The 25,261-nt window shown below is 62.3% G+C and carries 30 protein-coding genes and 1 tRNA gene; 16 read left to right on the top strand and 15 right to left on the bottom strand.

Annotation, left to right across the window (positions count from 1 at the left end; all coding sequences use genetic code 11):
* The first annotated feature begins 108 nt into the window (after window positions 1–108).
* From aroC to L6D80_RS17610, 3 genes are all read left to right on the top strand, one after another.
* The gene (aroC, locus tag L6D80_RS17620) at window positions 109–1,200 is read left to right on the top strand and encodes a chorismate synthase (protein WP_054900415.1); all 1,092 of its coding nucleotides are present in this window, start codon (window positions 109–111) and stop codon (window positions 1,198–1,200) included.
* Window positions 1,201–1,317: 117 nt separating this feature from the next.
* A complete protein-coding gene (locus L6D80_RS17615) occupies window positions 1,318–2,472 on the top strand; it encodes an MFS transporter (protein ID WP_054900414.1) in 1,155 nt (384 codons plus the stop codon).
* Window positions 2,472–3,008, top strand: coding sequence for an oxidase (locus L6D80_RS17610; protein ID WP_054900413.1), 537 nt, complete (start codon window positions 2,472–2,474; stop codon window positions 3,006–3,008). Before L6D80_RS17615 ends, L6D80_RS17610 begins: the two co-directional genes overlap by 1 nt.
* A 117-nt stretch (window positions 3,009–3,125) precedes the next feature.
* Here L6D80_RS17610 and L6D80_RS17605 read toward each other — a convergent pair whose 3' ends face one another.
* Complete coding sequence (locus L6D80_RS17605) at window positions 3,126–3,398, bottom strand: DUF3509 domain-containing protein (protein WP_054900412.1); 273 nt, start codon at window positions 3,396–3,398, stop codon at window positions 3,126–3,128.
* A gap of 267 nt (window positions 3,399–3,665) precedes the next feature.
* On the opposite strand from L6D80_RS17605, the gene L6D80_RS17600 reads away from it, so the two are divergent.
* Both L6D80_RS17600 and L6D80_RS17595 read left to right on the top strand, forming a co-directional pair.
* Complete coding sequence (locus L6D80_RS17600; protein WP_054900411.1) at window positions 3,666–4,190, top strand: ankyrin repeat domain-containing protein; 525 nt, start codon at window positions 3,666–3,668, stop codon at window positions 4,188–4,190.
* Between the two features lie 59 nt (window positions 4,191–4,249).
* On the top strand, window positions 4,250–4,780 hold the full coding sequence (locus L6D80_RS17595) for a hypothetical protein (protein WP_054900410.1): 531 nt from the start codon (window positions 4,250–4,252) through the stop codon (window positions 4,778–4,780).
* 61 nt (window positions 4,781–4,841) lie between these two features.
* Here L6D80_RS17595 and L6D80_RS17590 read toward each other — a convergent pair whose 3' ends face one another.
* Window positions 4,842–5,780: a ZIP family metal transporter gene (locus L6D80_RS17590; RefSeq protein ID WP_054900409.1), complete on the bottom strand. Its 939-nt coding sequence runs from the start codon at window positions 5,778–5,780 to the stop codon at window positions 4,842–4,844.
* Between the two features lie 126 nt (window positions 5,781–5,906).
* On the opposite strand from L6D80_RS17590, the gene L6D80_RS17585 reads away from it, so the two are divergent.
* From L6D80_RS17585 to L6D80_RS17570, 4 genes are all read left to right on the top strand, one after another.
* Window positions 5,907–6,098 (top strand): PLDc N-terminal domain-containing protein, encoded by a 192-nt coding sequence (locus tag L6D80_RS17585; protein WP_054900408.1) that lies wholly within the window; start codon window positions 5,907–5,909, stop codon window positions 6,096–6,098.
* A 166-nt stretch (window positions 6,099–6,264) separates the two neighbouring features.
* Window positions 6,265–8,319 (top strand): LTA synthase family protein, encoded by a 2,055-nt coding sequence (locus L6D80_RS17580; RefSeq protein WP_054900407.1) that lies wholly within the window; start codon window positions 6,265–6,267, stop codon window positions 8,317–8,319.
* 109 nt (window positions 8,320–8,428) lie between these two features.
* Entirely contained in the window at window positions 8,429–8,665 is a 237-nt protein-coding gene (locus tag L6D80_RS17575) for a hypothetical protein (protein ID WP_054900406.1), read from the top strand.
* A gap of 175 nt (window positions 8,666–8,840) precedes the next feature.
* A complete protein-coding gene (locus L6D80_RS17570) occupies window positions 8,841–9,170 on the top strand; it encodes a ribonuclease E inhibitor RraB (RefSeq protein ID WP_054900405.1) in 330 nt (109 codons plus the stop codon).
* A gap of 63 nt (window positions 9,171–9,233) precedes the next feature.
* Here L6D80_RS17570 and L6D80_RS17565 read toward each other — a convergent pair whose 3' ends face one another.
* Window positions 9,234–10,034: a c-type cytochrome gene (locus L6D80_RS17565; protein ID WP_054900404.1), complete on the bottom strand. Its 801-nt coding sequence runs from the start codon at window positions 10,032–10,034 to the stop codon at window positions 9,234–9,236.
* 527 nt (window positions 10,035–10,561) lie between these two features.
* Between L6D80_RS17565 and L6D80_RS17560 the strand changes: the two genes are divergently transcribed.
* Window positions 10,562–11,296 carry an amidotransferase gene (locus L6D80_RS17560; RefSeq protein ID WP_054900403.1) on the top strand — a complete coding sequence of 245 codons (735 nt, stop codon included), beginning with the start codon at window positions 10,562–10,564 and terminating at the stop codon, window positions 11,294–11,296.
* A gap of 51 nt (window positions 11,297–11,347) precedes the next feature.
* Here L6D80_RS17560 and L6D80_RS17555 read toward each other — a convergent pair whose 3' ends face one another.
* The 3 genes from L6D80_RS17555 to L6D80_RS17545 all read right to left on the bottom strand — a co-directional run bounded on the left by L6D80_RS17555 (window position 11,348) and on the right by L6D80_RS17545 (window position 13,943).
* Window positions 11,348–12,319, bottom strand: a complete 972-nt coding sequence (locus L6D80_RS17555; RefSeq protein WP_054900402.1) for a magnesium and cobalt transport protein CorA — start codon at window positions 12,317–12,319, stop codon at window positions 11,348–11,350.
* A gap of 63 nt (window positions 12,320–12,382) precedes the next feature.
* A complete protein-coding gene (locus L6D80_RS17550; protein ID WP_176512747.1) occupies window positions 12,383–13,102 on the bottom strand; it encodes a lysophospholipid acyltransferase family protein in 720 nt (239 codons plus the stop codon).
* Between the two features lie 151 nt (window positions 13,103–13,253).
* Window positions 13,254–13,943 (bottom strand): crotonase/enoyl-CoA hydratase family protein, encoded by a 690-nt coding sequence (locus L6D80_RS17545; protein ID WP_176512746.1) that lies wholly within the window; start codon window positions 13,941–13,943, stop codon window positions 13,254–13,256.
* A gap of 290 nt (window positions 13,944–14,233) precedes the next feature.
* On the opposite strand from L6D80_RS17545, the gene L6D80_RS17540 reads away from it, so the two are divergent.
* Window positions 14,234–14,323, top strand: a tRNA-Ser gene (locus L6D80_RS17540).
* A gap of 236 nt (window positions 14,324–14,559) precedes the next feature.
* Here L6D80_RS17540 and L6D80_RS17535 read toward each other — a convergent pair.
* From L6D80_RS17535 to L6D80_RS17525, 3 genes are all read right to left on the bottom strand, one after another.
* Window positions 14,560–14,940 carry a hypothetical protein gene (locus L6D80_RS17535; protein WP_054900399.1) on the bottom strand — a complete coding sequence of 127 codons (381 nt, stop codon included), beginning with the start codon at window positions 14,938–14,940 and terminating at the stop codon, window positions 14,560–14,562.
* A gap of 94 nt (window positions 14,941–15,034) precedes the next feature.
* On the bottom strand, window positions 15,035–16,228 hold the full coding sequence (locus L6D80_RS17530; RefSeq protein ID WP_176512745.1) for an MFS transporter: 1,194 nt from the start codon (window positions 16,226–16,228) through the stop codon (window positions 15,035–15,037).
* A 166-nt stretch (window positions 16,229–16,394) separates the two neighbouring features.
* Window positions 16,395–17,144 (bottom strand): 3-oxoacyl-ACP reductase family protein, encoded by a 750-nt coding sequence (locus tag L6D80_RS17525; RefSeq protein WP_054900397.1) that lies wholly within the window; start codon window positions 17,142–17,144, stop codon window positions 16,395–16,397.
* 118 nt (window positions 17,145–17,262) lie between these two features.
* Between L6D80_RS17525 and L6D80_RS17520 the strand changes: the two genes are divergently transcribed.
* Entirely contained in the window at window positions 17,263–18,201 is a 939-nt protein-coding gene (locus L6D80_RS17520; protein ID WP_054900396.1) for a LysR family transcriptional regulator, read from the top strand.
* Between the two features lie 97 nt (window positions 18,202–18,298).
* On the opposite strand, the gene L6D80_RS17515 is transcribed toward L6D80_RS17520, so the two are convergent.
* Both L6D80_RS17515 and L6D80_RS17510 read right to left on the bottom strand, forming a co-directional pair.
* A complete protein-coding gene (locus L6D80_RS17515; RefSeq protein WP_176512791.1) occupies window positions 18,299–18,769 on the bottom strand; it encodes a GreA/GreB family elongation factor in 471 nt (156 codons plus the stop codon).
* Between the two features lie 2 nt (window positions 18,770–18,771).
* Window positions 18,772–19,164, bottom strand: a complete 393-nt coding sequence (locus tag L6D80_RS17510; protein WP_054900395.1) for a hypothetical protein — start codon at window positions 19,162–19,164, stop codon at window positions 18,772–18,774.
* Window positions 19,165–19,297: 133 nt separating this feature from the next.
* On the opposite strand from L6D80_RS17510, the gene earP reads away from it, so the two are divergent.
* Together earP and efp are read left to right on the top strand one after the other, a co-directional pair.
* Complete coding sequence (gene earP, locus L6D80_RS17505) at window positions 19,298–20,431, top strand: elongation factor P maturation arginine rhamnosyltransferase EarP (RefSeq protein ID WP_054900394.1); 1,134 nt, start codon at window positions 19,298–19,300, stop codon at window positions 20,429–20,431.
* 48 nt (window positions 20,432–20,479) lie between these two features.
* Entirely contained in the window at window positions 20,480–21,049 is a 570-nt protein-coding gene (efp, locus tag L6D80_RS17500) for an elongation factor P (RefSeq protein WP_012271109.1), read from the top strand.
* A 72-nt stretch (window positions 21,050–21,121) separates the two neighbouring features.
* Here the strand turns inward: efp and L6D80_RS17495 are convergent, their stop codons facing one another.
* From L6D80_RS17495 to L6D80_RS17485, 3 genes are all read right to left on the bottom strand, one after another.
* Window positions 21,122–21,550 (bottom strand): organic hydroperoxide resistance protein, encoded by a 429-nt coding sequence (locus L6D80_RS17495; protein ID WP_054900393.1) that lies wholly within the window; start codon window positions 21,548–21,550, stop codon window positions 21,122–21,124.
* 141 nt (window positions 21,551–21,691) lie between these two features.
* Complete coding sequence (locus L6D80_RS17490; RefSeq protein ID WP_054900392.1) at window positions 21,692–22,147, bottom strand: MarR family winged helix-turn-helix transcriptional regulator; 456 nt, start codon at window positions 22,145–22,147, stop codon at window positions 21,692–21,694.
* A 55-nt stretch (window positions 22,148–22,202) separates the two neighbouring features.
* Window positions 22,203–23,159 (bottom strand): LysR family transcriptional regulator, encoded by a 957-nt coding sequence (locus L6D80_RS17485; protein ID WP_054900391.1) that lies wholly within the window; start codon window positions 23,157–23,159, stop codon window positions 22,203–22,205.
* Window positions 23,160–23,271: 112 nt separating this feature from the next.
* On the opposite strand from L6D80_RS17485, the gene L6D80_RS17480 reads away from it, so the two are divergent.
* A complete protein-coding gene (locus L6D80_RS17480) occupies window positions 23,272–24,021 on the top strand; it encodes a sulfite exporter TauE/SafE family protein (RefSeq protein WP_176512744.1) in 750 nt (249 codons plus the stop codon).
* A gap of 24 nt (window positions 24,022–24,045) precedes the next feature.
* Here L6D80_RS17480 and L6D80_RS17475 read toward each other — a convergent pair whose 3' ends face one another.
* Entirely contained in the window at window positions 24,046–24,897 is an 852-nt protein-coding gene (locus L6D80_RS17475) for a LysR substrate-binding domain-containing protein (RefSeq protein WP_176512743.1), read from the bottom strand.
* 96 nt (window positions 24,898–24,993) lie between these two features.
* Between L6D80_RS17475 and L6D80_RS17470 the strand changes: the two genes are divergently transcribed.
* The gene (locus L6D80_RS17470; protein WP_054903710.1) at window positions 24,994–25,212 is read left to right on the top strand and encodes a DUF1127 domain-containing protein; all 219 of its coding nucleotides are present in this window, start codon (window positions 24,994–24,996) and stop codon (window positions 25,210–25,212) included.
* Window positions 25,213–25,261: the final 49 nt, after the last annotated feature.

Raw genomic sequence — 25,261 nt, 5'->3', positions numbered from 1 at the left:
TCTGTTCGTGGGGTTGGCCGTGAACAGGCCTGCACAGACAACCAACCCACATGAAAATTTCCGTATACTGGCGGCCTCGTTCACCTCAGGCAGATTCGCGGAGCATTCATGTCCGGCAATACCTACGGCAAGCTGTTCACTGTCACCACCGCTGGCGAAAGCCATGGCCCGGCGTTGGTCGCCATTGTCGATGGCTGCCCTCCGGGCCTGGAAATCTCCCTCGCCGATCTGCAGCACGACCTTGATCGGCGCAAGCCTGGCACCAGCCGGCACACCACCCAACGCCAGGAGCCGGACGAAGTCGAAATCCTCTCAGGCGTGTTCGAAGGCCGCACCACCGGCTGCTCGATCGGCTTGCTGATCCGCAACACCGACCAGAAGTCCAAGGACTATTCGGCCATCAAGGACCTGTTCCGGCCGGCCCATGCCGATTACACCTACCACCACAAATACGGCACCCGCGACTACCGCGGCGGTGGCCGCAGTTCGGCCCGCGAAACCGCCATGCGCGTGGCCGCCGGAGCCATCGCCAAGAAGTACCTGGCGACGCAGGGTATTCAGGTGCGCGGCTACATGAGCCAGCTTGGCCCGATCGAGATCCCCTTCAAGACCTGGGACTCGGTAGAGGACAACGCCTTCTTCTGCCCGGACCCGGACAAGGTGCCAGAGCTCGAGGCCTACATGGATCAACTGCGCCGCGACCAGGATTCAGTCGGCGCCAAGATCACCGTGGTCGCCGAAGGCGTGATGCCGGGCCTTGGCGAGCCGATCTTCGACCGGCTCGACGCCGAGCTCGCCCATGCGCTGATGAGCATCAACGCGGTCAAGGGGGTGGAAATCGGCGCGGGCTTCGCCAGCGTCGCTCAGCGCGGCACCGAACACCGTGACGAGCTGACCCCGGAAGGGTTCCTCAGCAACAATGCCGGCGGCATCCTTGGCGGTATCAGTTCGGGCCAGCCGATCGTCGCTCACCTGGCGCTCAAGCCGACCTCCAGCATCACCACGCCGGGCCGCTCGATCGATGTCGATGGCAACCCGGTGGAGGTGATCACCAAGGGCCGTCATGACCCGTGCGTGGGTATCCGCGCCACGCCCATCGCCGAGGCGATGATGGCCATCGCGCTGATGGACCACCTGCTGCGTCATCGTGCGCAGAATGCCGAGGTGAAGGTCGCTACCCCGGTGCTGGGCCAGCGCTGATTGGTCTGTTCCGGCTTATCGCCGGCGAGCCGGCTCTCCACAGACACCCCACGCGTTTCGCAAGGGGGGTGAGCCTGTGAGGGCCGGAACAGGCAATACCCTACTGGCTGAGCCCTGATGAACCCGATCCCCTACTGGCGCCTGTCCAGCTTTTACCTGTTCTACTTCGCGCTGCTGGGTTCCACAGCCCCATTCCTGGCCCTGTACTTCGACCACCTCGGCTTCCCTCCGGCGCGCATCGGCGAGCTGGTGGCCATCCCCATGCTGATGCGCTGCATCGCCCCCAACCTGTGGGGGTGGCTGGGTGACCGCAGCGGCCAGCGGCTACTGATCGTGCGGTTGGGCGCGTTGTCGACCCTGGCCACCTTCTCGCTGATCTTCTTTGGCAAGAGCTATGCCTGGCTGGCGTTGGTCATGGCCTTGCACGCGTTCTTCTGGCACGCGGTGCTGCCGCAGTTCGAGGTCATCACCCTGGCCCACCTGCACGGCCAGACGGCGCGCTACAGCCAGGTGCGGCTATGGGGCTCGATCGGTTTCATCCTGACCGTAGTGGGGTTGGGGCGTCTGTTCGAATGGCTAAGCCTGGACATCTACCCCGTCGCCCTGGTGACTATCATGGCCGGTATCGTCGCTGCCAGCCTGTGGGTGCCCAACGCCCAGCCGGTGGAGCAGGGCGAGCGCCGCGCAGCAGGAGGCTTCCTGCGTCAGTTGATGGCCCCGGGGGTTGTGGCTTTCTACGCCTGTGTCGCGCTCATGCAACTGAGCCACGGCCCGTACTACACCTTCCTCACCTTGCACCTTGAGCACCTGGGCTACAGCCGCGGGGCCATCGGGTTGCTATGGGCGCTGGGCGTGGTGGCCGAAGTGCTCATGTTCATGGCCATGAGTCGCATCTTTGCCCGCTTCAGCGTGCAGCAGGTGTTGCTGGTCAGCTTTGTGCTGGCGGCCGTGCGCTGGCTGCTGTTGGGCAACCTGGCGGGCGAACCGAGCGTGCTGATCTTCGCCCAACTGTTGCATGCTGCGACGTTCGGCTGCTTTCATGCTGCGTCCATCGCATTCGTGCAGGCCAGTTTCGGTGCCCGTCAGCAAGGCCAGGGGCAGGCGCTGTATGCGGCGCTGTCGGGCACAGGCGGTGCGTTGGGGGCGCTGTATTCAGGCTACAGCTGGAAATGGCTGGGGCCGACCTTCACCTTTGGTATGGCCAGTGCCGCAGCGCTAGCGGCAGCCGTTATCATTGCCACTCGTTTGAAATCGACCAGGACCCGCCGCTGATGAGCATCCTCTGTGTTTACCACCTGTCCAGCCCGGCCTTGCCGAACAAGGTACTGACCCACCATGCCGACATCGCCGCGACGTTGGCCGAGCAGGGCGTGCGTTTTGTCCACACCTCGCTCGAATTACGGGTGCGTCCAGGCACCAGCCAGGACGAGGTGCTCAACGCGTGCCGCGAACACCTCGATACGCTGATGACCGCCCAGGGCAGCAAGGCGTTCACCGTGCTCAACCGCAACGGTGCCGACCCGGCGCAGGCCGACCTGCGTGATGAGCATGTGCATGATGTTGACGAAGTGTTTGCCGTGGTGACAGGCCGTGCGCAAATAGGGTTGCGCCTTGGCGACTATGTCTATGCGGTGTTGTGTGAGAAGGGCGACCAACTGGAGATACCGGCAGGTAGCCGGCGCTGGATAGAGCTGGGGGACAATCCGTTCTGCCTGGCGCTGCGCTTGTTTGCCAGTGAACATGGGGCCCAGGCGCGCTTTACCGGGGATGAAACGGCGCGATCCTTCGCAGGGATCGACGAGCTTTAGTGTCCGCTCCGGCCCCTTGCGGGTAAGCCTGTTTTACCACGTACCCCGCCATCCCTATGGGCAATGCAGTACGTGGTGAAAGCAGGTTTACCCGCGCCAGGGCCGGTGCAGACAAACTCAGCGGTAGGTGGGCAGCGCGAAGCGCTGCTGGCTCTGCAGCATCGAGATGACTGGCAATTCACTGGCCTGTTCGGCCAGATCACGGCGAATGGCGCTGATCGCCCAGGAAAGTTGCTCGGCGCTGTGCAGTTGCCCGTAGGTCAGCACGCGGCGAGTCACTTTGCCGTCAGCGGCGCGAAGGGTCAGCAGGATGCCACCATCGGGGCGTGGCTGGGTGGTGACCTGGTAGGCCGAGAACACCGAGACAAATTTTTCCTGGATGAGGTCCATATCAACTCCTGACTGTTAAGTGGGCAGACGTGAGTTGTATGTTGCAGTGACCGTGCCAGAACTGTGCTTGTCATAAAGTGTTTTAAAATCAATGATTTGCGTACTGTTTTATCCAGTGGCGTCGTGCAGGCTGCATGGTCGTGCATTTTGCATAGTGCATTTTGCACGGGCGGGGCAATCTCTATCGTTCTCATAGATTCTGAACCTTTGACCTACCGGCCGTGCCTGACAAACACTTGGGCAATCTTTTCTGCCAGGAGGTTCCAGATGTCCGACCAACACACGCCCGCTGCCATGACCGATGAAGAAACCGCGGCATTCGCCGAACAGGTCTTCGAGCGCGCACGCCAGGGCGATGCTCCGATGCTCGAACGCCTGCTGGCCAGCGGTCTGCCGGCGAACCTGCGCAACCACAAGGGTGACACGCTGCTGATGCTGGCCAGTTACCACGGCCATCACGATGCGGTACGTGTGCTGTTGGCGCATGGCGCCGACGCCCTGATTGCCAATGACAACGGCCAACTGCCGATTGCCGGTGCTGCATTCAAGGGGGATCTGGCGATGATCCGCCTGTTGCTGGACAACGGCGTGCCGGTGGATGCCGCGGCCCAGGACGGGCGTACCGCACTGATGCTGGCGGCCATGTTCAACCGCAGTGAAATCCTTGATTACCTGCTGGCCCAAGGCGCCGACCCTGCGCGCCAGGATGCGCGGGGCGCTACCGCGCTGATGGCTGCCCAGACCATGGGCGCGGCGGACACTGCCGCACGCCTGCAGGCGCTGGCCGGCTAACTGCAAGGGGGCATTTGCGGCTATCCTTGGCGACTTTTCACCCGTCGCAGGCCCCCTTCATGAAAAACCAGTTGCTCGAATTCATCAGTCTCATTGCCGCCGGCTGCATGCGCGATGACGATATCGAGCGCATTGCCGACGAGGCCGCCCAGGCCTACGCCGACCCCGCCGCCTTCCTCGCTGCCAACCCGGACATCAACTACGACGACAGCTTCCCCATCCCGCTTGGGGAGTGGGTGGTGCTGGGCAGCCTGCCGGACACAGTGGTATTCCAGGCCGACAGTTACCAGGAGCTGTTCCAGCACATCAGTGACTCGTTCGACAAAAGCGTGCCGTTGACCCTCAAGCCCAAGCAGCTGGCGCGTACCGAACCGCTGACGGCGCTAAACCGAATTCAGGTGCAAATGGGTGCCTTGAACAAGGACGCTGGCGGTTATGTGCTGGTCAATTTCAGCCAGTTGCTCGATGACGAGCTACAGATGGTGATGGTGGGCCAGAACGACCTGCTGCGGGTGCTGGAGCTGGGAACGGAACTGGGCATCAAGGTCGAGCCGGCGTTGGAGGCGCTTAAGGTCGCGGTGCATGTCTGATGCGCCCATGGCCCTTTACGGGAATACGCGTGCAGGGCCAGTGCGGTCAACCGGATGGGTTTCAGCCCAGCGCGGTATCCAGAAACATCATCACCGCAAACCCGCCCATCAACCCCAGGGTTGCCGACGTCTGGTGCCCGTTCCGATGGGTCTCGGGGATCACCTCGTGTGACACCACGAAGATCATCGCCCCCGCCGCCAGCCCCATGCTGATGGGGTAGGCCAGCGCAAATCCGGTAGAAATGCCGAGCCCGATCACTGCGCCCAGAGGCTCCATCAAGCCTGACCCGATCGCCACGAGCGCAGCCTTCATGTTCGACAGGCCGGTTGCGCGCAAAGCCAAGGCCACGGCCAGGCCCTCGGGAATGTCCTGGATGGCGATGGCGCTGGTCAGCGGCAGGCCGATGTTCATGTCGCCATTGGCAAAGCTCACGCCAATCGCCATGCCCTCTGGCAGGTTGTGCAGGGTGATCGCCAGCACGAACAGCCACACCCGGCTGATGCGCTCGGCCTCGGGGCCACAGGGGCCGGTGCTTTCATGTTCGTGCGGGGTGAAACGGTCAAGGCCGAGCATCAGCAGCACGCCCAGGCCCATGCCCAATACCACGGTAAAGGCTGCGGCCGGGCCATTGCCGGTGATTTCCCGTGCCGCATCCAGCCCTGGCAGAATCAGCGAAAACGAGCTGGCCGCCAGCATCATGCCTGCCGCGAAGCCGAGCATCACATCCTGGCTGCGTGCGCTGACGTCGCGCAGCACCACTGCCAGCACCGCACCCAGAGCCGTGGCGCCGAAGCCCGACAAGCCACCCAGTAGCGCCAGGTGCAGGTTGTCGGCATGGTCGCCGTTCACCGCGTTCCAGAAGCTTGCCGCCAGCAGCGCGATGACCACCAGCAAACTCACCCCAAGGCCCGCGCTGAGCCATGGGGTGTTCATGACCTGTTGCCGCCAGGCGCTCAGCAAAGAGGGCGGGGTGGCGCTTTGGGTATGGGCTGGGGGCATGCGAACCTCTAAACGGTGGATGACTGCAGTTTATCCAGTGACCCACAGGGCTGGCCAAGGATTCCCTTCTATCGACGTGATAGCTGACTATGCTCAGCCTCACGCATTTCTAACGAGGGTATTGGCATGGGTTCCACTTTCAATGGCCTGGTTGGTCTTATCATTCTGGCCCTGGACATCTGGGCGATCCTCAATGTGTTCAGGAGCGGCAGTGAGGTGGGGGTCAAGGTGTTGTGGATTTTGCTGATCGCGCTGCTGCCGGTGATCGGGTTGGTGATCTGGGCGATTGCCGGGCCCAGGGGCAATGTACGGGCATGACCGGGCGCGGATTTACCCGCGAGGCGCCCGTAACAGACAAAAACAGCAACAGGCTCGTGACAAAATTTTCACATTGGTTTAAACAGAATCCGCACCCGCACAATGCTGCGTGGGCCGTTGGCCTGCGCCATCTCCGCAAACCCGCAATCCTAGGATCTCCCCATTCATGGCTAACACGGATGCCTTGAAGCAACAGGGCGCGCGAGCTTTCACGCCGACCTTGAAATCCCACCTGGCCTACACGCTGCTCAGCGGCCTGGTGATCATGTTGATGCTCAGCCTGGTGCGCCTGGCGCTGCTGATCTACAACAGCGACATGATCGGCGACACCCCCTATTCGACCGTCGCCGAGGGCTTGCTCAACGGTTTGCGCTTCGACTTGCGGGTGGTGGTGTACCTGAGCGTGCCGCTGCTGCTGGCTACCCTCAGCCCTTGGGCCATGGCCCAGCGCGGCCTGTTTCGCTTCTGGCTGACCATCACCTCGAGTGTGGTAATGTTCCTCGGCCTGATGGAAATGGACTTCTATCGCGAGTTCCACCAGCGCCTCAACGGCCTGGTCTTCCAGTACATCAAGGAAGACCCGAAGACCGTGCTGAGCATGCTCTGGTACGGCTTCCCGGTGGTTCGCTACCTGCTGGCCTGGCTGTTCGGCACCTGGTTGCTGAGCCTGCTGTTCAAGGGTATCGACCGCCTGACCCGCGGTACTGGCCAGCAACGCGTTGCGCCCTGGTACAACCGCCTTGCGGTGTTCATGGTGATTCTGCTGGTGGCCGTGGTCGCCGCCCGTGGCACCCTGCGCCAGGGCCCGCCCATGCGCTGGGGTGATGCCTTCACCACCGATTCCAACTTCGTCAACCAGTTGGGCCTGAACGGTACCCTGACCCTCATCGACGCCGCCAAGAGCCGCTTCGGTGAGGACCGCGCCAATATCTGGAAGCCGGTACTGGAGCAGACGCTGGCCACGCAGACCGTGCGTGACCAACTGCTGACCCCCTACGACACCCTGGTGGACGCCGATGAAGCGGCCGTACGCCGTGATTTCGTGCCGCCGGCCGAGCGTACCCTGCCGATCAAGAACGTCGTGGTCATCCTGATGGAGAGCTTCGCCGGTCATTCGGTGGGAGCCCTGGGCAGCCCGAACAACATTACCCCGTACTTCGACAAGCTGGCCAAGGAGGGGCTGCTGTTCGACCGCTTCTTCTCCAACGGCACCCACACCCACCAGGGTATGTTCGCCACCATGGCCTGCTTCCCCAACCTGCCGGGCTTCGAGTACCTGATGCAGACCCCGGAGGGCGGCCACAAGCTGTCTGGCCTACCGGCACTGCTCAGCGCCCGAGACTACGACGACGTCTACGTCTACAACGGTGACTTTGCCTGGGACAATCAGTCCGGGTTCTTCGGTAACCAGGGCATGACCACGTTCATTGGCCGTAACGACTTCGTCAACCCGGTGTTCTCCGACCCGACCTGGGGCGTGTCCGACCAGGACATGTTCGACCGTGGCAATGAGGAGCTGGCCAAGCACGATGGCAAGAAGCCGATCTACGCGCTGCTGCAGACGCTGTCCAACCACACGCCATACGCATTACCTGCCAACCTGCCGGTAGAGAAGGTCACAGGCCAGGGCCGCCTGGACGAGCACCTGACTGCCATGCGCTACTCCGACTGGGCGTTGGGCCAGTTCTTCGAGAAGGCCCGCAAGGAGCCGTACTTCAAGGACACCCTGTTCGTGATTGTCGGTGACCACGGTTTCGGCAACCAACAGCAGGTCACCGAGCTCGACCTGGGCCGCTTCAATGTACCCCTGCTGCTGATTGCGCCGGGCATCCAGGAGAAGTTCGGTGCGGTCAATCACACCGTCGGTACCCAGGTCGACATCGTGCCGACCATCATGGGCCGCCTGGGTGGCCAGGCCCGTCACCAGTGCTGGGGCCGCGACCTGCTCAACCTGCCTGAGGGCGACCAGGGTGTGGGCATGATCAAACCGTCGGGCAGCGAGCAGATTGTCGGCCTGGTGCAGGGTGACCGCATCCTCATCGAGTCCAAGGACATGACCCCGCGCATGTATCGCTACCAACTGGGCAGCGAGTTCAAGGCCGAGCTGATCGAAAGCCCGGACCAGCCGGAGTTGCTCAAGAAGCTTGAAGCCTACATCCAGACAGCGACAAAGAGCTTGCTGGATAACACTGCCGGTGTAGTGCACGGTACACCGAAGTAGCGCTGGGCTAGCCCTCGATGGGCCGGATCGGACTGAACAAATCCTCCGGCCCACGGTCAAGCAATTACAGGCATCACCCCCGATGTTCTCTGCTTGAGAGGGCTATTCGATGAAAGAGTGGGAAGTCATTTTTGCCGACCAGAAAGGCGAGCCGACCACATTGCTGATGCACGGTGAGCAGTGCCCCAGCGAAGAGGAGGCGGCCCGCGCCATCCGTTCGCACCTTTTCCCGGTCATGGACGAGCTGGACCTCAACGACTTCCAGGATCGTGCCCCATCCCCCACTGCACGCTGGCTCAAGGAGCAGAACGGCGTGATCATCCGCAGCATCCAGGAAGCTCCCTGACCCACAGGTTGGCGTGGTGCCGTGGTAGGCACTACGCTGGTGTGAGGTGTTGGCCTGTTCTGCGGGGCTGCACCTGTTCAATTCGCGTCTTGCATCCGCTCGATCTGCCCGGCCCTGCCGGCAGGTGCGTAGTGCACGGAAAGTCTATCCATTGCGTTATTCAGGAGGACGATTCATGAGCAGCCACGACGATATCAGCAGCAATGTTCTACGCCAGATGAAAGCTGGCGGTTTCGACTTCAGCCGTATCCACCCCATCGAGTTCTACGCGGTATTTCCAGATGAAGCCGGCGCGCGAAGGGCCGCCGGTCAGTTTCGCGGTGAGTCGCTCAATGCTCAGGTGCGTGAACGGGACGATGGTGTGTGGCACTTGGAGCTGAGCAAGATCATGTACGCCACCTATGGTGGTATTGGTGACTTCGAAGAAACGTTCGAGCAGGCCGTTTCACCCTATGGCGGTGAGGTAGAAGGGTGGGGCGTCAAGCAAGAGCGGCCGATTGCCTGAAACCTGGGGGGCTGCCATGCAGCCCATCCTCAGCAGGCCACTTCTCTTTCGTGGCGGCCGGGTTCAAGGCTTGCGCCCGGCCATATGGCGCAGGTAAGCCAGCAACGCATCCAACTCCTGTTCACTCAATACACTGTCGCTAAACCCGGGCATACGCGCCTGTGGCCATTGCCGCAAGCTTTGCGGGTTGCGGATGTACTGGCGCAAGAACGCCGGCTGAAAATACTCAGTAGGGTTATGGGGCAGGTTCAGGTCCGGCCCGAACTGCGCATCACCCGCGCCATTTAGCCGGTGGCAGGCGAGGCAGTTCTGCTGGAACAGAGCGAAGCCTTTGCGCACCGGGTCATCGGTTGGCAGGTTGGGGTCGGGCAGCAGCGCCGGGAAGCGCTGCTCGACCGATGCCAATCGGCGGATCGTGGCGATTTGAAACGGCCATTGCTCTGGGCGGATGCCATTGGCCTGGGGGGCGGTCCATACCAGATAAAACGGCCCGGCACTGGGTTTCCCCTTGCCCAAGGCCGGCCATGGCTTGGCAGGGTCTTCAACGGCCAGCCAAGCGCGTGCCGGGCCTTCCTGCAGCAACGCTGCGGCGGGCATCTCGGCGGCGAATCCATCCAGCGCCACGGCTTGCAGATGGTCATCGGGCTTTATGCCCGTGAGCAAGGTGGCCAACGGCACGGCGCGATAGCGCATGGGCCGCTTGTAGGAAACGTCCTGATCGATACGGATGTCGCGGGCCTGCGGATGGACCAGCAGTTCGTTGCTGTCCCATTGGCGCGACATATTGCCCAACTCCAGGTGCAGTTGCGCCGCCGCTAGCGGCAGGCTAAGAAGAAGCGCAAGCAGGGCAAAACAATGGCGCATGGGCAATCTCCGACCGTCAAGGCCGGCAGGTTACCTGGGCATTGCCCGTCAAAGCCACAGCCGCCGTCAACCGAACAAGCGTGAAAGGTTCGGCAGGATCAATAGCAGTGTGGTGGCGAAAAGAATGAGTCCAGCTTGACGCAGTTTCGAGTGTCTGAACATGGCGGACCGCCTTCTTGTTGTTATTCCTGAATACCCGTTGGCTTCCTTGTCGCGCTTCGGGTCGATCACAGTGGCGTGCGGGCACGCCGGTACTGCTTGCCTCTTAGAGTCGATATACAACCTACAGTAGGGCGAACGTCATCTCTGTTTAAGAACTCTTTGTTCTATAAGTTTGGCTTTTTTATTTCAGATTGCACTGCGGCCAAGGGCCATTTCGTTGACAGCCTCTGGCTAGACACCCGCATACGCCTCTGCAGAGGGCCGACAAAATGTGACCGTTCGTCAGTGCGGCCTACTTGCTTGTACGTGCCTTTCGCGTCAGTCTCTACAGCAGATTCCCACTCATGTCGTTCAGGACTATCCCTATGTCGTTACGCATCTGCATCCTTGAAACCGATGTCCTGCGACCGGAGTTGACCGCGCAGTACCAGGGCTACGGAAGGATGTTCGAGCAGCTCTTCTCGCGGCAGCCGATCGCAGCCGAGTTTCGTGTGTACAACGTGATGAACGGCGACTACCCCGCCGATGACGAACGCTTCGATGCCTACCTGGTGACCGGTAGCAAGGCTGATTCATTCGGCACCGACCCGTGGATCCAGACCCTGAAGGCGTACCTGCTCACGTTGTACGAGCGCGGTGAGAAGTTGCTCGGGGTGTGTTTTGGCCATCAATTGCTGGCGCTGACCCTCGGCGGCAAGGCCGAGCGCGCTGAAAAGGGCTGGGGTGTAGGCGTGCACCGGTATTCGCTGGCGGCACACGCGCCATGGATGGACCCTGAGGTCTCCGAGCTGACCCTACTGATCAGCCACCAAGACCAGGTCACCGAGCTGCCCGAAGGCGCCACGGTAATTGCGTCGAGTGATTTCTGCCCTAACGCGGCCTACCACATTCGGGACCAGGTGCTTTGCTTCCAGGGCCACCCTGAGTTCGTCCATGACTATTCCCGGGCGCTGCTCGATGCGCGCCAGGATTACCTGGGTGATGAGGTGTACCACAAGGCGATCGCTAGCCTGGCGACCGAGCACCAGGGCGACTTGGTAGGGGAGTGGATGTTGCGTTTCGTCCAGCAGCCGACCAAGGCCCGCGATAGCGCTGCCTGATGCTCAGGGCGGCGTAGCAGCCCAATCGCCGGCGTGCCGGCGATTGGGCCCTCAAAGCCAGCCCGACTTCTTGAAGCTGGCATACAGACCTGCGCAGCCCAGCCCAATCACCCCCAGTACCGCGAAATAGCCGTAATGCCACCCCAGCTCCGGCATGTTCTGGAAGTTCATCCCGTAAATCCCGGCAATGGCCGTGGGGAAGGCCAGAATCGCCGCCCACGCCGCAAACTTGCGTTGCACGATACTTTGCCGTGACGATTCCAGCAGCATGCCGATCTCGATGGTCTGGCTGGCGATGTCGCGGATCCCCACCAGGTCTTCCATCTGCCGTGTCACGTGGATCTGGACGTCGCGAAAGTACGGGCGCATGTTCTTGTCGATGAACGGAAAGCTCAGGCGCTGCAGTTCTTCGCTGATTTCCACCATCGGTGCCACGTAGCGGCGCAGTCGCAGGATGTCGCGGCGCAGGCCGTGCAGGCGACGGATGTCTTCCTCCAGCAGCGAGCCACTGAGGACGCTCTGCTCCAGCTCCTCGATCTCGCCGTGGATGGCCTCGCTGACGGGCTGGTAGTTTTCGGTGACGAAGTCCAGCAGCGCGTAGAGCACGAAGTCCTCACCGTGTTCCAGCAGCAAGGGGCGTGCTTCACAGCGTTGGCGGACCAGGGCATAGGATTTGGAGTGCCCGTTGCGGCAGGTGATGATGTAGCCGTTACCGGCAAAAATGTGTGTCTCGATGAACTCCAGCTTGCCCTCGTGGCGCACCGGCGAATAGGTGACGATGAACAGGGCGTCGCCGAAGGTTTCCAGCTTGGGCCGGCTGTGTTTCTCCAGGGCATCCTCGATGGCCAGTTCGTGCAGGTTGAACTGCGACTGCAAGTTGGCCAGTTCTTCGGCGTTGGGCTCCTCCAGGCCGATCCACACGAAGTGTCCCGGCTTGCGTGCCCATTCGGCGCCTTCGTCGATGCTGATGTTGGTGACCTTTCTGCCGGCGCTGTAAACCGCCGATGCCACGACTCGCCCCATGGTGATCCACTTCTTCGGTTGTACACGGGTTACAGCTTGGGCTGTAAGGCGCGCAAGGGCAACCTACTGGTTGGCCAGCTCGCCTTCCATGTGGTCGATGCACTGCTGCATCTGCCCGCGGCACTGTTCGATCAGCGCCGGCAGGTCCTGCTGGCTCAAGCCCGCGGTGGCAATGGGGGGCAGCGAGCGCACAATCACCGTACGCCGCCGCCAACTGTTCAGGCTCAGGCGTCGCGCATAACGGCTGACACACACCGGCACGATCGGCACACCCGCTTCGACGGCCATGTGGAATGCCCCTTTCTTGAAAGCCAGCAACTGCTCGTCGGGGTTACGCGTGCCTTCCGGGAAGATCCAGATCGAGGTGTCGTCACGCAGGATGCGGGTGGTCACCTGCATGGCCTTGCGCGCCTGGTAGGCGTTCTTGCGGTCCACCAGCACGTTGCCGCCCAGCCAGAACAGCTGCCCGAACAGCGGAATCCAGCCCAGGCTTTTCTTGCCGATGGCGACGGTTCGCTGCGGCACCACATGGCCGAGGATGAACAGGTCGAAGTTGGATTGGTGATTGGCAACGATCACGCAGCCGGGTGGCTGGTCCCACAGCGGGCCAACTTCGGCCTTGACCTTGATGCGCATCAGCCAAGTGGCGGGCAAGCTGTAAAGGCGGGCGAACACGCGGCTGTTGTCACGGTTGAAGGGGCGCAGCAGGCCAATCAGCAGGCCGATGACCCCTACCAGCAGAAAATGCAGCGCCAGCAGGAGCATGCGAAGGGAGTAGAGCATGGTACGACTCACACCAGACAGTCGCGGTGCAGTGTACGGCTGTGCACTGTGTTGGGCAAACCCTCGGTCAGGCGTCAGGGCTGATGGCCCTGTCGCCGGCTCTACGTCCATGGCACCCACTGCCGATTCTGATCCCTCTCAAGCGGGAGCGTCAGCCCATATGGTTCTGGTCCATCAGGATCGCCTCGTCCAGCGCATCCAGCAACGCCTTGCGCACCTTCAGCTTGGTGTTCTTGTGCGCCAGCATGTTCAGCTTCTTAAGCTCGCGCGCCGCGCTCAGGGCAGCGTCCTGCAGTTGCTCGGCCGATACCACCTTGTCGAGAAAGCCAGCCTCAACGGCGCCGTGCGGGTCGAAAATCTCGGCATTGTTGACCGAGCGCTGGAAGGCTGCCCGGCTCAGGCGGTCGCGGGCCAGTTCGATACCGGCGTGGTGCATGGTCATGCCGATCTGCACTTCGTTCAGGCAGATCTTGTACGGCCCTTCGACGCCGATGCGGTAGTCGGCCGACAGCAGCAGGAAGGCCCCTTTTGCCACCGCGTTGCCGGGGCAGGCGACAATCACCGGGAAGGGGTGCGACAACAGCCGCCGCGCCAGGGTAGAACCGGCGGTGACCAGGCCGACTGCTTCCTTCGGGCCGGCGGTCATCACCTTGAGGTCATAGCCGCCAGACAGAATGCCCGGTTGGCCGGTGATGATAAGCACCGCGCGGTCCTGGACGGCGCGGTCGAGCGCAGCGTTGAACTGGGTGATGACATCCGGCGAAATGGCATTGACCTTGCCGTTGTTCAGGGTCAGGGTGGCGATGCCGTCTTCGGCATGGTAGGTAATCAGCTCGCTCATGACAGAGTCCTTTAGGGGGCGTGGCGATGACGTTACCCAGCGCGGCGGGCCAGGTAAAGCAGCAAGGCTGACCGATCAGTCAGCGTTGGCGCGCCATGCCGTGTGCTGCCGGGGCGCGGCGTGGGCGGGTGGTAAAAGCGCTGGCGAGATTGGCAGCAATGCCGTGGCAGGCTGGGGTTTTCAGTGGGTTGGCTTAAATGCATGAAAAAATTGAAAAAAATGCTTGCCAAAGAAAAGCTCTTCTACTAAATTAGCGCGCCTCGACAGGCTGAACAGCTTGAAGAGAAAACGGTGAAGTGTCCGAGTGGTCGAAGGAGCACGCCTGGAAAGTGTGTATACGAGAAATCGTATCAAGGGTTCAAATCCCTTCTTCACCGCCACATTCTACGAAGAGCCCCCGAACTGAAAAGTCCGGGGGCTTTTTGTTTTCAGGGTATTGGGGCCGCAAAGCGGTCCCTCGACCCGTCAGAAACTCACGGAAGCCGACAACCGTGCGGTCCTCGGCGTCCCCTGGAACAGGTAGTGGTCACCCAGGTAATCCCCTATATCTCGCCAATAGCGTATGTCAAAGACGTAATCCACGGTCAGCCGCAGCACGGTGTCATCGAGTCATTGCTCAGTCGCTGACAGGCGGGCGTCGATGCTGGCGCCAACTGTCATCGATCTTCGACCAGGTCTTGCCATCCGTGCTGGCCATCAGTTTGCGACCGTCCTTGAAGGTGGCCAGGAAGGTGGCTTCCTCCTCTTTGCCACCCAGCCACAGGCCGGCCAGCAACCCTACCGGGCCTGCTACCAGCGCACCGGCCATGCCCCAGCCCAGGGCAGTGCCCAGGCTGCGGCTGGACTCCAGGCTGGCAAGCCGCAAGTCAGTGATGCGGGTCAGGGAAATCCGCTCGCCAGGCGAGGGGCTGCGCGGGGTCTTGAGTGTGAGCGATCCATTGCGGTACTCGCCTTCACCTTGCAAGAAATCACCGGATTGCACCGTGAGCCTTGTCATGGGGTCGTCCTGTAGTGAAAGAGCTTTGACCAACGCTTACTGATGCGCTGGTGCAAAGGGCAAGTCAACGACAAGGCGACGGAGGGTTGTGGCGCTATGCCGCGCAGGCCGGCAAGCCACGTTTGCGCTTGCGTTCGGCCAGCGCCCATAGCGCCAGGGCCAAGGCCCCGATCAGCAACCCGGCGACCACGATGCCCATCCAGCCCTGGCGCTCGAACAGCTGCGTGCCCAGCAATGAGCCCAATGCGCCACCGATGAAATAGCAGGTGATGTAGCCGGCGTTCAGCCGCGTGCGTGCTTCAGGCCGAAGGGCAATCACTGCATTCTGATTGCTCACATGCACCAGTTGCACGGCCAGGTCCAGCACCAGTACGCCAACGAGCAAGGCTGCCAGTGAGTGCTCGGCAAAGCCCAGCGGTACCCATGACAGCAACAGTGCCACCAGCCCCACGGTGGTGCCCAGCGAGCCTTTGCCGCGGTCTGCCAGGCGCCCGGCCCAGTTGGCCGACAAGGCACCTGCTGCCCCTGCCAGACCGAACAGGCCGATCACTGCATCGGAATAGTGGTAGGGCTCTTTGGCCAGGAGGAACGCCAGGGGGGTCCAGAACAGGGCGAACAAGCTGAACGCCAGCAAGCCGAGCAGCGAGCGCAGGCGCAGCACGGGCTCGTCCTTGAACAGGCGGAACACCGAGCCGATCAGCGCCGGGTACTTCAGCCCGGCATGGCTGTGGTGTTGCGGCAAGCTGCGGTACAGAGCGAGCGCGGTGATGGCCATCAGCATGGCGGCCAGAACATAGATGCTGCGCCAGCCTCCCAGCTCGGCCATGAGGCCAGCGGCGGTGCGCGCCAGCAGGATGCCCAGCAGCAAGCCGCTCATCAACGTGCCAATGGCGCGGCCCCGTTGCTCAGGCGCGCTCAAGGTTGCGGCCATGGGCACCAGTATCTGGGCCACCACCGAGAACAGGCCGGTCAGCGTGGTGCCGAGGATCAGCCAAGGCAGGCTTGGGGCGCAGGCGCTGATCACCAGGCCCAAGGTGGAAATGGCTGTCATCACCACGATCAGCCGTCGCTGCTCGAAAAGATCGCCCAGCGGTGCTAGCAGTAGTAGGCCTGCACCGTAGCTGAGCTGGGCGGCAATGACGATGCTGCCGGCGCTGGCGGTGCTCAAACCGAACTGTTCGGCGATGCTGTGCAGCAGGGGCTGTGCGTAATAATTGCTGGCCACGGCCAGGCCGGTGGCGGTGGCCATCAGCAGAATCAAGGCGCGGCTCAAGGTCGGGGTGTTCATGGAAATCTCGTTGCGGGCGGCAGTAATGGGTCGCCAGTATCAATAAGTGTCAGGCGTGGCGCCATTGGCTCGTTGTCACGTTGTTCATCTTGAACGCAGATGAGGCGCGGTTGGGGGAGCCCTGCGCGGGTTGACCCGCGCAGGGCCGGTAACGGTAACCCTTCGATCAGGCGGCGAAACCCCCGTCGGCGGTCAGGCTGGCCCCGGTAATGTACCCCGCCTCTGGCCCGGCCAGGTACGCCACGAAGCTGGCAATTTCATCCGCCTGGCCGTAACGGCCGATCGCCATGAGCGGGATCAGGCTCTCGGCAAATTCGCCGCTTGCCGGGTTCATGTCAGTGTCCACTGGCCCTGGCTGGACATTGTTCACGGTAATCCCCTGTGGCCCCAGATCACGCGCCATGCCGCGGGTCAGGCCAACCAAGGCCGACTTGCTCATGGCATACGGCGCGCCGCCGGCAAACGGCATGCGCTCGGCATTGGTGCTGCCGATATTGATGATGCGTCCCCCCTGACCCATGTAGCGGGCGGCGGCCTGGCTTGCGACGAACACGCTGCGCACGTTGACGGCCAGGGTGCGGTCGAAGTCTGCGAGGTCGAAGTCTGCCAGCGGCGCTACCACCAGGACGCCAGCGTTGTTGACCAGGATATCGAGGCGGCCGAACGCTTTCACGGTGTCGTCCACCGCCAGTTGTACAGCGGCAGCATCGGCGCTGTCGGCGCGCAGGGCCAGTGCCTGGCCACCGGCTGCCTTGACTTGCTCGACCAGGTCGTTGGCCGGGCCTTGCGAACTGACGTAGGTGAACGCAACCTGTGCGCCTTCCTGGGCCAGGCGGCGGACGATGGCGGCGCCAATGCCGCGCGAGCCGCCCTGGACCAGGGCGGCTTTACCTTCGAGCGTAAGGTGCTTGGACATGTCGATCTCCTGTTCAAACTAAGGCTGAATGCCTTGGATGGGGTGCAGTATCGGCTGATGATTAATCGCTGATAAGATGGTAATCGCTATCGGCAGAGTAAACTTTGGGTTGCCAATCATGGCCATGGAATCGTTCAACGCCCTCGAGTGTTTCATCCGCAGCGCTGAGGTTGGCAGCTTTGCCGAAGCGGCCCGCCGCTTGAGCCTCACACCTGCCGCCGTGGGCAAGCATGTGGCTCAGTTGGAAGGACGCCTGGGTGTACGGCTGTTCCAGCGTAGTACGCGCAAGCTGACACTGACCGAGGCCGGCCAGCGTTTTCTGGGTGAAGTGGGTGACAGCTTCCGTACCATCCAGTACGCCGTGGCCAACCTGGCCAGCGCCGAGGGCCAGCCAGCTGGGCTGTTGCGGGTGAGCATGGGCACCGTATTTGGCCGGCTCTACGTGTTACCGCTGCTGGGTGAGTTTTTACGGCGTTACCCGGCGATCATCCCGGACTGGCATTTCGATAACCGTCAGGTCGACTTGATTGGCCAAGGCTTCGATGCCGCCATTGGCGGCGGTTTCGAGTTGCCGCCCGGGGTGGTGGCGCGCAAGCTGGCTCCGGCGCACCGGGTATTGGTGGCGGCACCGGCCTACCTGGCGCGGTACGAGGCGATTGAGCAGCCCCAGGAGCTTGAGCTTCATGCCGGTATTCTGATTCGCTCGCCGCAAACTGGCCGCGTGCGCTCGTGGCCATTGACCAGTCGCTGGCAGCAGCAGCAGCCACTGCAATTGCGCCAGGCGATGACCATGAGTGATTCAGATGCGGCGTGCGCAGTGGCTCAGCAAGGGTTGGGTATTGCCCTGGTCAGCCTGCCGTTCGCCGTGCCTTACCTGGAAGGCGGGCAATTGCAGCGGGTGTTGCCGGACTGGTATGTGGAGGATGGGCACATCAGCCTGTATTACGCTGAGCACAAGCTGTTGCCGGGCAAGACGCGGGCGTTCATTGAGTTCGTGCAGGAGCAGTTTGCCGAACGGGGGTGGGCAGGGCGGTTCGATGCGCTGGCAGGGGCATAGGCGAGCAGTGCCAATGCTGGCCGCTTCCAACCCCTTCACTTGAGCCAGTGAACAGCGTAAGGCCTCGTGAGGCCGGTTTTGCCTGTAGCCGGCCAGCTCAGACAACCTCGATGACGAAGAGCGCCTGTGTTCCCAGGCTCACTTCATCATCGACCTTCTTGCCCATCAGTTGCTGCCCCAACGGCGAACGCGGCGTGATGACCGTCACCCATCCGTCCCCGCCATCCACTTTCAAGCCCGCCGCCTCCGGGCCCAGGAACAGGTGGCGCCGGGCACCTGTCTCATCTTCCAAGGTCACCAGGTTACTGATCTGTATCCCACGCACTGGGTCATAATCGCGCAATAGCAACTGCTGATAGATCACCAGCGCCTGGCGGATCTCGGCCGTGCGCCGCGCCTGACCGGTGGCCAGGTACGAGGCTTCCAGGCCCAGGGTGTCGTACTTGTTCTCGGCGATGTTCTCTTCGGCGGTGGCGGCTTCGTAGGCGGTCTGGGCGGCGCGGCGCAGTACGTCCATGTCCGTTTCCAGCGCCGCGACAATGCGTGCGAGCAGGGTAGCCTTGTCCATCATCAGTAACAGAACTCCAGCACGTTGGCCTGGCTCTTGTCGGTCGGCGCGGTGCGGTTTTGCGAGAGCCAGAACTGGCACTTGGGGCTGTTGAGCTTGCGTGGGTTACCTTGGGCAGCATCGGCGGCCTGTTGCAGTTCCTGCTTGTGCAGGATGTCCTTGTAACGCTCGAACATCTCGCTTTGTGCATCCACAGGATGCGCAGGCGGGGCTGGCGGCTGGGCGATGGCCGGCGCAACGGCCTGGGCCAGCGGTTGCACCTGGTCGGGCCAAAGCTGCAAGGCCAGCCACAGGCTCAAGGCGATGGCCACGGCACCTAGCCACAGGCCGAGCGCCACACACAGGATCAGTTGCAAGGGTTTGAGGGTGATCGTCAGTTCACGGTGGCGGCGCACGGCGGCCTCCTGGCAAGGTGGGTCCAGGCGCCATTGTCGCATGGCGTCGGGCGGTTTTTCAGCGCCGGTGCTTTTGTCTGCGACAATTTAGCCGCAGAATTCGCGGTTTTTGCGCCGGGCGGGGGAAGGGCACATGAACGTCACCTGGGACATCTTCTGCACGGTCGTCGACAATTACGGCGACATTGGCGTGACTTGGCGCCTGGCCCGGCAACTGGTGGCCGAACACGGCGTGGCGGTGCGCCTGTGGGTCGACGACTTGAACGCCTTCGTGCCCCTGTGCCCGGGCGCCGACGCCAGCGCCGCGCAGCAATGGCAGCAGGGGGTGGAGGTGCGCGCCTGGCTGAGCGAATGGCAGCCTGTGGCACCGGCCGATGTGGTTATCGGTGCTTTTGCCTGCCAGTTGCCGGCGCAATACGTCGACGCCATGCGCGCCCGTGAAACGCCGGTACTGTGGCTGAACCTCGACTACCTCAGCGCAGAGGACTGGGTGGAAGGCTGCCACGGTTTGCCGTCGCCCCAGCCCAATGGGCTGCGCAAAGTATTTTTCTTCCCGGGGTTTACCGACAAGACCGGTGGGCTGCTGCGTGAGGCAACCTTGCTGCCGCGTCGCCAGGCCTTCCAGCATTCTGCCCAGGCGCGTGCTGCGTTCCTGCAGGGGCTGGGTGTGCACGTGCAGGCCGATGCCCTGCTGATCTCGCTGTTCGCCTACGAAAACCCGCAACTCGGTGCCTGGCTCGATGCATTGGCGGCCGACACCTGCGCAACGCACCTGCTGGTCCCGCAGGGCCGTATCCTGGCTGACCTTGGCCCTTGGCTGGGCGTAGCGCAGCCTCAGGTCGGCGAACTGTTCCAGCGAGGCGCACTGACCGTGCAGGTCCTGCCGTTCGTCAGCCAGGACGATTATGACCGCCTGTTGTGGTGCTGCGACTTCAATGCCGTGCGCGGCGAGGACTCGTTCGTGCGGGCGCAGTGGGCCGGTCGCCCGATGCTGTGGCACATCTATGTGCAGGAAGAAAACGCCCACTGGGAAAAGCTCGAAGCGTTTCTGAAGCTTTATCGACAGGGTTTGTCGGACGCCGCCGGCGAGGCAATGGTGGCATTGTGGCGCGCCTGGAACATGGATCGCGACATGCACCAGGCCTGGCAAGGCGCCCGCAAACATTGGCCGCAGCTGCAACAGCATGCCCGTGATTGGGCCGCCCGCCAGGCCGCTCGGCCGGACCTTGCCAAGGCGCTGGTACAGTTTTACCGAAATTGGCTATGATATGCGGCCTCGATTTTTATAAATCCATCCAGATTCGGATACTTCGTAATGAAAACTGGTAAAGAACTGAAACCCGGTACCGTACTGCGGATCGACAACGACCCGTGGCTGGTTCAAAAAGCCGAGTTCACCAAGTCGGGTCGCAACAGCGCGATCATGAAGACCAAGCTGAAAAACCTGCTGACCGGCTACAAGACCGAAACCGTCTACGGTGCGGACGACAAGCTGGATGACGTGATCCTGGATCGCAAAGAAGCGACCCTGTCGTTCATCAGCGGTGACTCGTACACCTTCATGGACACCACCGACTACACCATGTACGAACTGAACGCCGAAGACATCGACGCCGTTCTGCCGTACATCGAAGAAGGCATGGAAGACATCTGTGAAGCCGTCTTCTTCGAAGGCCGCCTGGTATCGGTTGAACTGCCGACCACCATCAGCCGTCAGGTTGTCTACACCGAGAACGCTGCTCGCGGCGACACCTCGGGCAAGGTCATGAAGCCTGCCAAACTGAAGAACGGTACTGAGATCCAGGTTGCCGACTTCATCCAGATCGACGAGTGGATCGACATCGACACTCGCGACAACAGCTTCAAGGGCCGTTCCAAGAAGTAATGCTTCTTGCGATGCGCAAAAACCCGGCCTTGGCCGGGTTTTTTTTTGTTTCCCAGGCGTGCGCCTCTGGGGTCAGACCGTCACATGCAAGCGCACATCCACGTTGCCGCGTGTGGCGTTGGAGTACGGGCAAACCTTGTGTGCTTTTTCCACCAGCCCTTCGGCATCGGCTTGGGCCAGGCCGGGCAGGTTGATGTGCAGGTCGATGTCCAGGCCGAACCCACCTGGGATCTGGCCGATGCCGACCTTGGCGGTGATCGAGGCGTCAGCCGGCAGCTGTTTTTTCTCCTGGCCGGCCACAAACTTCAATGCGCCGATAAAACAGGCCGAATAACCCGCGGCGAACATCTGCTCAGGGTTGGTGCCATCACCGCCAGCGCCGCCCAGTTCCTTGGGGGTGCTCAGCTTGACCTCCAGCTTGCCGTCGCTGGAGCGAGATTTACCGTCGCGACCGCCAGTGGAGGTGGCTTCTGCGATGTACAGCGGAGTGACCTTTTGCATCTTGAGCCTCGCTAGTGTGCAGGGCGCTCTGGTGTGACCAGAGGCGCCGGGTGGGTACGGGATTTAAATTAGCGCGCAATTAGTTTGCGCGCAAGATAAATCGCAACCGCTCATCCGAACGGGCATCACACAGCATAGCCCTCAGAGGTTCTTTTGCAGACTCTCGCGCAACTCGAGCAGGTCGGCCTGCAGCTGTTGCAGGCGCTCCAGGCTGCGACCGGTGGCCTTGAGGATGCACTGCGGCACCGTTTTGGCCTGCTGCTGCAAGGCGCGACCCTTGTCGGTCAGTTGCACCAATACCACCCGTTCGTCTTCGCGGCTGCGGTTGCGCTTGAGCAAGCCTTCGCTTTCCAGGCGCTTGAGCAGGGGGGTGAGCGAGCCGGGGTCGGTGAGCAGGTGCTGGCTGATTTCTCCCACGGTCAAACCGTCCTGCTCCCACAACACAAGCATGGCTAGATATTGCGGGTAGGTCAGCCCCAGGGCCTGGAGCAAGGGTTTGTAGACCTTGGTCATTAGCAGCGAGGTCGAATGCAAGGCAAAACAGACCTGGTTGTCCAGCAGCTGCGCGTCAGAGGAGGCTTGGGTCTCGGCGTTCATGCAGGTCCTTGAATGTAATCAGTTGGGGAATCTAGCACGCTGATTGTTAGTGCGCTCATTGCCAATGCAGTTCGCTGCGCAGTGCCAGGTCCCACGGTGGTATCGGGCTGAAGCGGCTCTTGAGGAATTCGAGCAGCAAGCGGCTGCGAGAGTTCGTTTCATGTTCCAGGCGGAGCGCATAAATTCCGCTGGTCTCCGCCGCCGGCAGGCCGTTGTGACAGAACAGCGGTAGCAACTCACCGCGCAGCAGGTATTCGCTGATCAGCCAGGTGGGCAGGTGGGCGATACCTAGGCCTGCAAGCGCTCCGAACAGCAAGGTTTCGGCGTTGTTAGCGGCCATGCGCATGCGTGACGGGCGATACACCCGGGGCCGCCCGGCAACATCGAAGCGCCAGGCGAAGGGCGGTGCCAGGCCGTCCCAGTCCAGGCCATCGTGTTCGGGCAGCTCGCTAGGGCAGGTGGGTACGCCGCGGCTGGCCAGGTAGGCGGGGCTGGCGCAGGCGATGCGCACCATGTAAGCCAGCGGTGTGGCGACCAAGCGGGTATCGGCCAGGGGACCGGCGCGCAGCACCAGGTCCACTTCACCCAGGTGACTGCCGTGCAGGTCGACAAAGCTGTCGATCAGCCGCAGGTGCACGTCCAGGCCGGGGTAGGCCACCAGGAAGTCGGCGATGGCCGGGGCCAGGTGACGGCGGCCAAAGGCAGCTGGGGCGTCGATTCGGATCAGCCCTTCTGGGGCATTGCTCAGTGAAACGGCTTCGGCACGGGCCAGGCGCAGTTCTTCGATGATGCGCCGGGCGCGTTCGGCGAAGGCATTGCCCGCCGGTGTGGCCCGCACGGCATGGGTGCTACGGGTGAAGAGGCGGCTGCCGACGGCGTTTTCGAGGGTGTCGATGCGCCGGGCCACCGCCGAAGGGGTCAGTGGATGCCGGCGGGCGGCGGCAGAAAAGCTGCCGGTTTCCAGCACATCCAGAAAAAGGCTCAGTTGTTCGGTAAGGGTGTCTGGGTTCATGACCGGTCGCTTTTGCGGAAAACGCATAGCCATTGTGCGTTGCTGTGCGTTTCCCTGCCAGCGCCCAATCGTTAGCATGCCCCCATTGTCAAAACAGGCGGATGAGACCCTGATGATCGAGTGGTTGTTGTATATCGTGCTGGGCGCTGCACTGGGCACCATGGGTGGGCTGTTCGGCATAGGCGGCGGGCTGATCGCGATTCCGGCGCTGGGGGTGCTGTTCAGCCTCGATCAGCAGTTGGCCCAGGGCACGGCGCTGGTGATGGTGGTGCCGAACGTGCTGCTGGCGCTGTGGCGCTATCACCAACGCAACCGCATCGAACTGCGCCATGCCGTGCCGTTGTCACTGTGCAGCTTTGTGTTCGCCTGGCTGGGGTCGATCTGGGCGGTGGGCATCGATGCCCACGCCATGCGTCTGGGCTTCGTCGGCTTTCTGGTGGCGTTGGCTGTCTGGAACGTCGCGCGGATGTTCCTCAAGGTCGCCCCACCAAGCGCTGAACTGCGCTATGCCTGGCCTTGGCTGGGCGTGCTGGGCAGCTTTGCCGGGACCATGGGTGGCCTGTTCGGCGTGGGTGGCGCGGTGGTGGCTACGCCGATCCTGACCAGTGTGTTCGGCACCACTCAGGTGGTGGCGCAGGGGTTGTCACTGGCGCTGGCGGCACCGAGCACCATGGTGACCTTGCTGACGTACGGGGTGCACCACAGTGTCGACTGGGGCGTGGGCATTCCGTTGGCAGTGGGTGGCCTGCTCAGCATCAGTTGGGGGGTGCGCCTGGCCCATGCGCTGCCCGAGAAGGTCTTGCGGGGGATGTTCTGCGTGTTTCTGGTGGTGTGCGCCCTGATGCTGGGGTTTGAGCTCTGAGCCGAGGGGCGCAGCCGGTCCGGGTTATTTGAACCCTTCGATGATGTAGTCGGCCATGCAGTCGGTGATCGGTGACTGGCTCTGCGTATTACGCAACAGCATTACATTGGCCACGGGTAACTGCGGCAACCCTTCGTGCTCGCCGAGGATGCGGATATTCCCGCCAATCAGGCTCTGCAGTTGCGCCGTCACCGCCAGCCCGGCGGTGACGATGGCAAAGATCGCCGCCAGGCTGGGGCTGGTATAGGCGATGCGATAGTCGATGCCCTGAGCCTCAAGGGCGTTGCAGGTCCAGGCGCGGCAAAAGCAGTCGGTGTTGAACAGGGCCACCGGCATCGGCCGTTGTTCCTGCGGGCAGAAGCCTTCGGCGGCGGCCCATACCAGGCGTTCCTGGCGTAGCAATTGGCCAATCTCGTTGCCGGGTTCGCGTGTGACGATGGTCAGGTCCAGGTCCTGGCGCAGCATCAGTTGTTTCGACGAGTCGCAATGCACCTCTACCTGCACCAGTGGGTAAGCCTGGGCAAAACTCGACAGGATGGTGGGCAGAAAGCGCATGGCGTAGTCGTCCGGGGTACCGATACGCACCACCCCTACCATGTGCGGCATGCGCAAGGTGTTGAACACCTCGCCCTGCAACTTGAGGATGCGCCGTGCATAACCAAGCAGCACCTGGCCCTCGGCGGTAAGGCGCACCTGGCGGCCGTCGCGCTCGAAAAGCTGGCGTTGAAGGATGTCTTCCTCCAGGCGCTTCATCTGCATGCTGACGGCCGACTGAGTCCGGTTGACCACCTCGCCGGCGCGGGTAAAGCCGCCTTGCTCGGCAATGGCGACGAAGGTACGCAACACATCGGCATCGAGGCTTTGATACTGGGACATTGCATCAATCTCCGAGATGCATCGCATCAGAAACATTCGTTGGATTGATCTTAAGCCTGGCCTGACACTGGAGCCATCAACACGGAGGGCTTCACGATGAAAGGTCATATCAGCGTCATCGAGCAACCTGCCTCTACCCTGAACCACCTGTGGCATGTGGGCGTGCGGCGTGCGGCACGCTGGTGGGAGCTGTATCGCCAGCGCCGCGAACTGGCGCGCCTGAGCGATGCAACCTTGCACGACCTGGGGTTGAGCCGGGCCGATATCCAGCAGGAAGCCGAGCGGCACTTCTGGGATGACCCGCTGCGTAAATAGCGCATTGGCGGCTTCGCGGCTTGCCCGCCTGGGCGATGGAACCGACACT

It is taken from the genome of Pseudomonas ceruminis (genome assembly GCF_021602025.1).
Classification (GTDB): domain Bacteria; phylum Pseudomonadota; class Gammaproteobacteria; order Pseudomonadales; family Pseudomonadaceae; genus Aquipseudomonas; species Aquipseudomonas ceruminis.
This window is presented reverse-complemented; position numbering and strand designations above follow the sequence as displayed.

What these genes read in the sequence shown, in the direction of transcription:
- L6D80_RS17535 (WP_054900399.1), bottom strand. Translation starts at nt 14,940, where the DNA reads ATGACAAGGCTCACGGTGCAATCCGGTGATTTCTTGCAAGGTGAAGGC.
- L6D80_RS17590 (WP_054900409.1), bottom strand. Translation starts at nt 5,780, where the DNA reads ATGCCCCCAGCCCATACCCAAAGCGCCACCCCGCCCTCTTTGCTGAGC.
- L6D80_RS17530 (WP_176512745.1), bottom strand. Translation starts at nt 16,228, where the DNA reads ATGAACACCCCGACCTTGAGCCGCGCCTTGATTCTGCTGATGGCCACC.
- efp (WP_012271109.1), top strand. Translation starts at nt 20,480, where the DNA reads ATGAAAACTGGTAAAGAACTGAAACCCGGTACCGTACTGCGGATCGAC.
- L6D80_RS17615 (WP_054900414.1), top strand. Translation starts at nt 1,318, where the DNA reads ATGAACCCGATCCCCTACTGGCGCCTGTCCAGCTTTTACCTGTTCTAC.
- L6D80_RS17570 (WP_054900405.1), top strand. Translation starts at nt 8,841, where the DNA reads ATGAGCAGCCACGACGATATCAGCAGCAATGTTCTACGCCAGATGAAA.
- L6D80_RS17545 (WP_176512746.1), bottom strand. Translation starts at nt 13,943, where the DNA reads ATGAGCGAGCTGATTACCTACCATGCCGAAGACGGCATCGCCACCCTG.
- L6D80_RS17470 (WP_054903710.1), top strand. Translation starts at nt 24,994, where the DNA reads ATGAAAGGTCATATCAGCGTCATCGAGCAACCTGCCTCTACCCTGAAC.
- L6D80_RS17565 (WP_054900404.1), bottom strand. Translation starts at nt 10,034, where the DNA reads ATGCGCCATTGTTTTGCCCTGCTTGCGCTTCTTCTTAGCCTGCCGCTA.
- L6D80_RS17600 (WP_054900411.1), top strand. Translation starts at nt 3,666, where the DNA reads ATGTCCGACCAACACACGCCCGCTGCCATGACCGATGAAGAAACCGCG.
- L6D80_RS17605 (WP_054900412.1), bottom strand. Translation starts at nt 3,398, where the DNA reads ATGGACCTCATCCAGGAAAAATTTGTCTCGGTGTTCTCGGCCTACCAG.
- L6D80_RS17575 (WP_054900406.1), top strand. Translation starts at nt 8,429, where the DNA reads ATGAAAGAGTGGGAAGTCATTTTTGCCGACCAGAAAGGCGAGCCGACC.
- L6D80_RS17495 (WP_054900393.1), bottom strand. Translation starts at nt 21,550, where the DNA reads ATGCAAAAGGTCACTCCGCTGTACATCGCAGAAGCCACCTCCACTGGC.
- L6D80_RS17480 (WP_176512744.1), top strand. Translation starts at nt 23,272, where the DNA reads ATGATCGAGTGGTTGTTGTATATCGTGCTGGGCGCTGCACTGGGCACC.
- earP (WP_054900394.1), top strand. Translation starts at nt 19,298, where the DNA reads ATGAACGTCACCTGGGACATCTTCTGCACGGTCGTCGACAATTACGGC.
- L6D80_RS17475 (WP_176512743.1), bottom strand. Translation starts at nt 24,897, where the DNA reads ATGTCCCAGTATCAAAGCCTCGATGCCGATGTGTTGCGTACCTTCGTC.
- aroC (WP_054900415.1), top strand. Translation starts at nt 109, where the DNA reads ATGTCCGGCAATACCTACGGCAAGCTGTTCACTGTCACCACCGCTGGC.
- L6D80_RS17560 (WP_054900403.1), top strand. Translation starts at nt 10,562, where the DNA reads ATGTCGTTACGCATCTGCATCCTTGAAACCGATGTCCTGCGACCGGAG.
- L6D80_RS17515 (WP_176512791.1), bottom strand. Translation starts at nt 18,769, where the DNA reads ATGGACAAGGCTACCCTGCTCGCACGCATTGTCGCGGCGCTGGAAACG.
- L6D80_RS17485 (WP_054900391.1), bottom strand. Translation starts at nt 23,159, where the DNA reads ATGAACCCAGACACCCTTACCGAACAACTGAGCCTTTTTCTGGATGTG.
- L6D80_RS17490 (WP_054900392.1), bottom strand. Translation starts at nt 22,147, where the DNA reads ATGAACGCCGAGACCCAAGCCTCCTCTGACGCGCAGCTGCTGGACAAC.
- L6D80_RS17550 (WP_176512747.1), bottom strand. Translation starts at nt 13,102, where the DNA reads ATGCTCTACTCCCTTCGCATGCTCCTGCTGGCGCTGCATTTTCTGCTG.
- L6D80_RS17610 (WP_054900413.1), top strand. Translation starts at nt 2,472, where the DNA reads ATGAGCATCCTCTGTGTTTACCACCTGTCCAGCCCGGCCTTGCCGAAC.
- L6D80_RS17585 (WP_054900408.1), top strand. Translation starts at nt 5,907, where the DNA reads ATGGGTTCCACTTTCAATGGCCTGGTTGGTCTTATCATTCTGGCCCTG.
- L6D80_RS17580 (WP_054900407.1), top strand. Translation starts at nt 6,265, where the DNA reads ATGGCTAACACGGATGCCTTGAAGCAACAGGGCGCGCGAGCTTTCACG.
- L6D80_RS17525 (WP_054900397.1), bottom strand. Translation starts at nt 17,144, where the DNA reads ATGTCCAAGCACCTTACGCTCGAAGGTAAAGCCGCCCTGGTCCAGGGC.
- L6D80_RS17520 (WP_054900396.1), top strand. Translation starts at nt 17,263, where the DNA reads ATGGCCATGGAATCGTTCAACGCCCTCGAGTGTTTCATCCGCAGCGCT.
- L6D80_RS17595 (WP_054900410.1), top strand. Translation starts at nt 4,250, where the DNA reads ATGAAAAACCAGTTGCTCGAATTCATCAGTCTCATTGCCGCCGGCTGC.
- L6D80_RS17555 (WP_054900402.1), bottom strand. Translation starts at nt 12,319, where the DNA reads ATGGGGCGAGTCGTGGCATCGGCGGTTTACAGCGCCGGCAGAAAGGTC.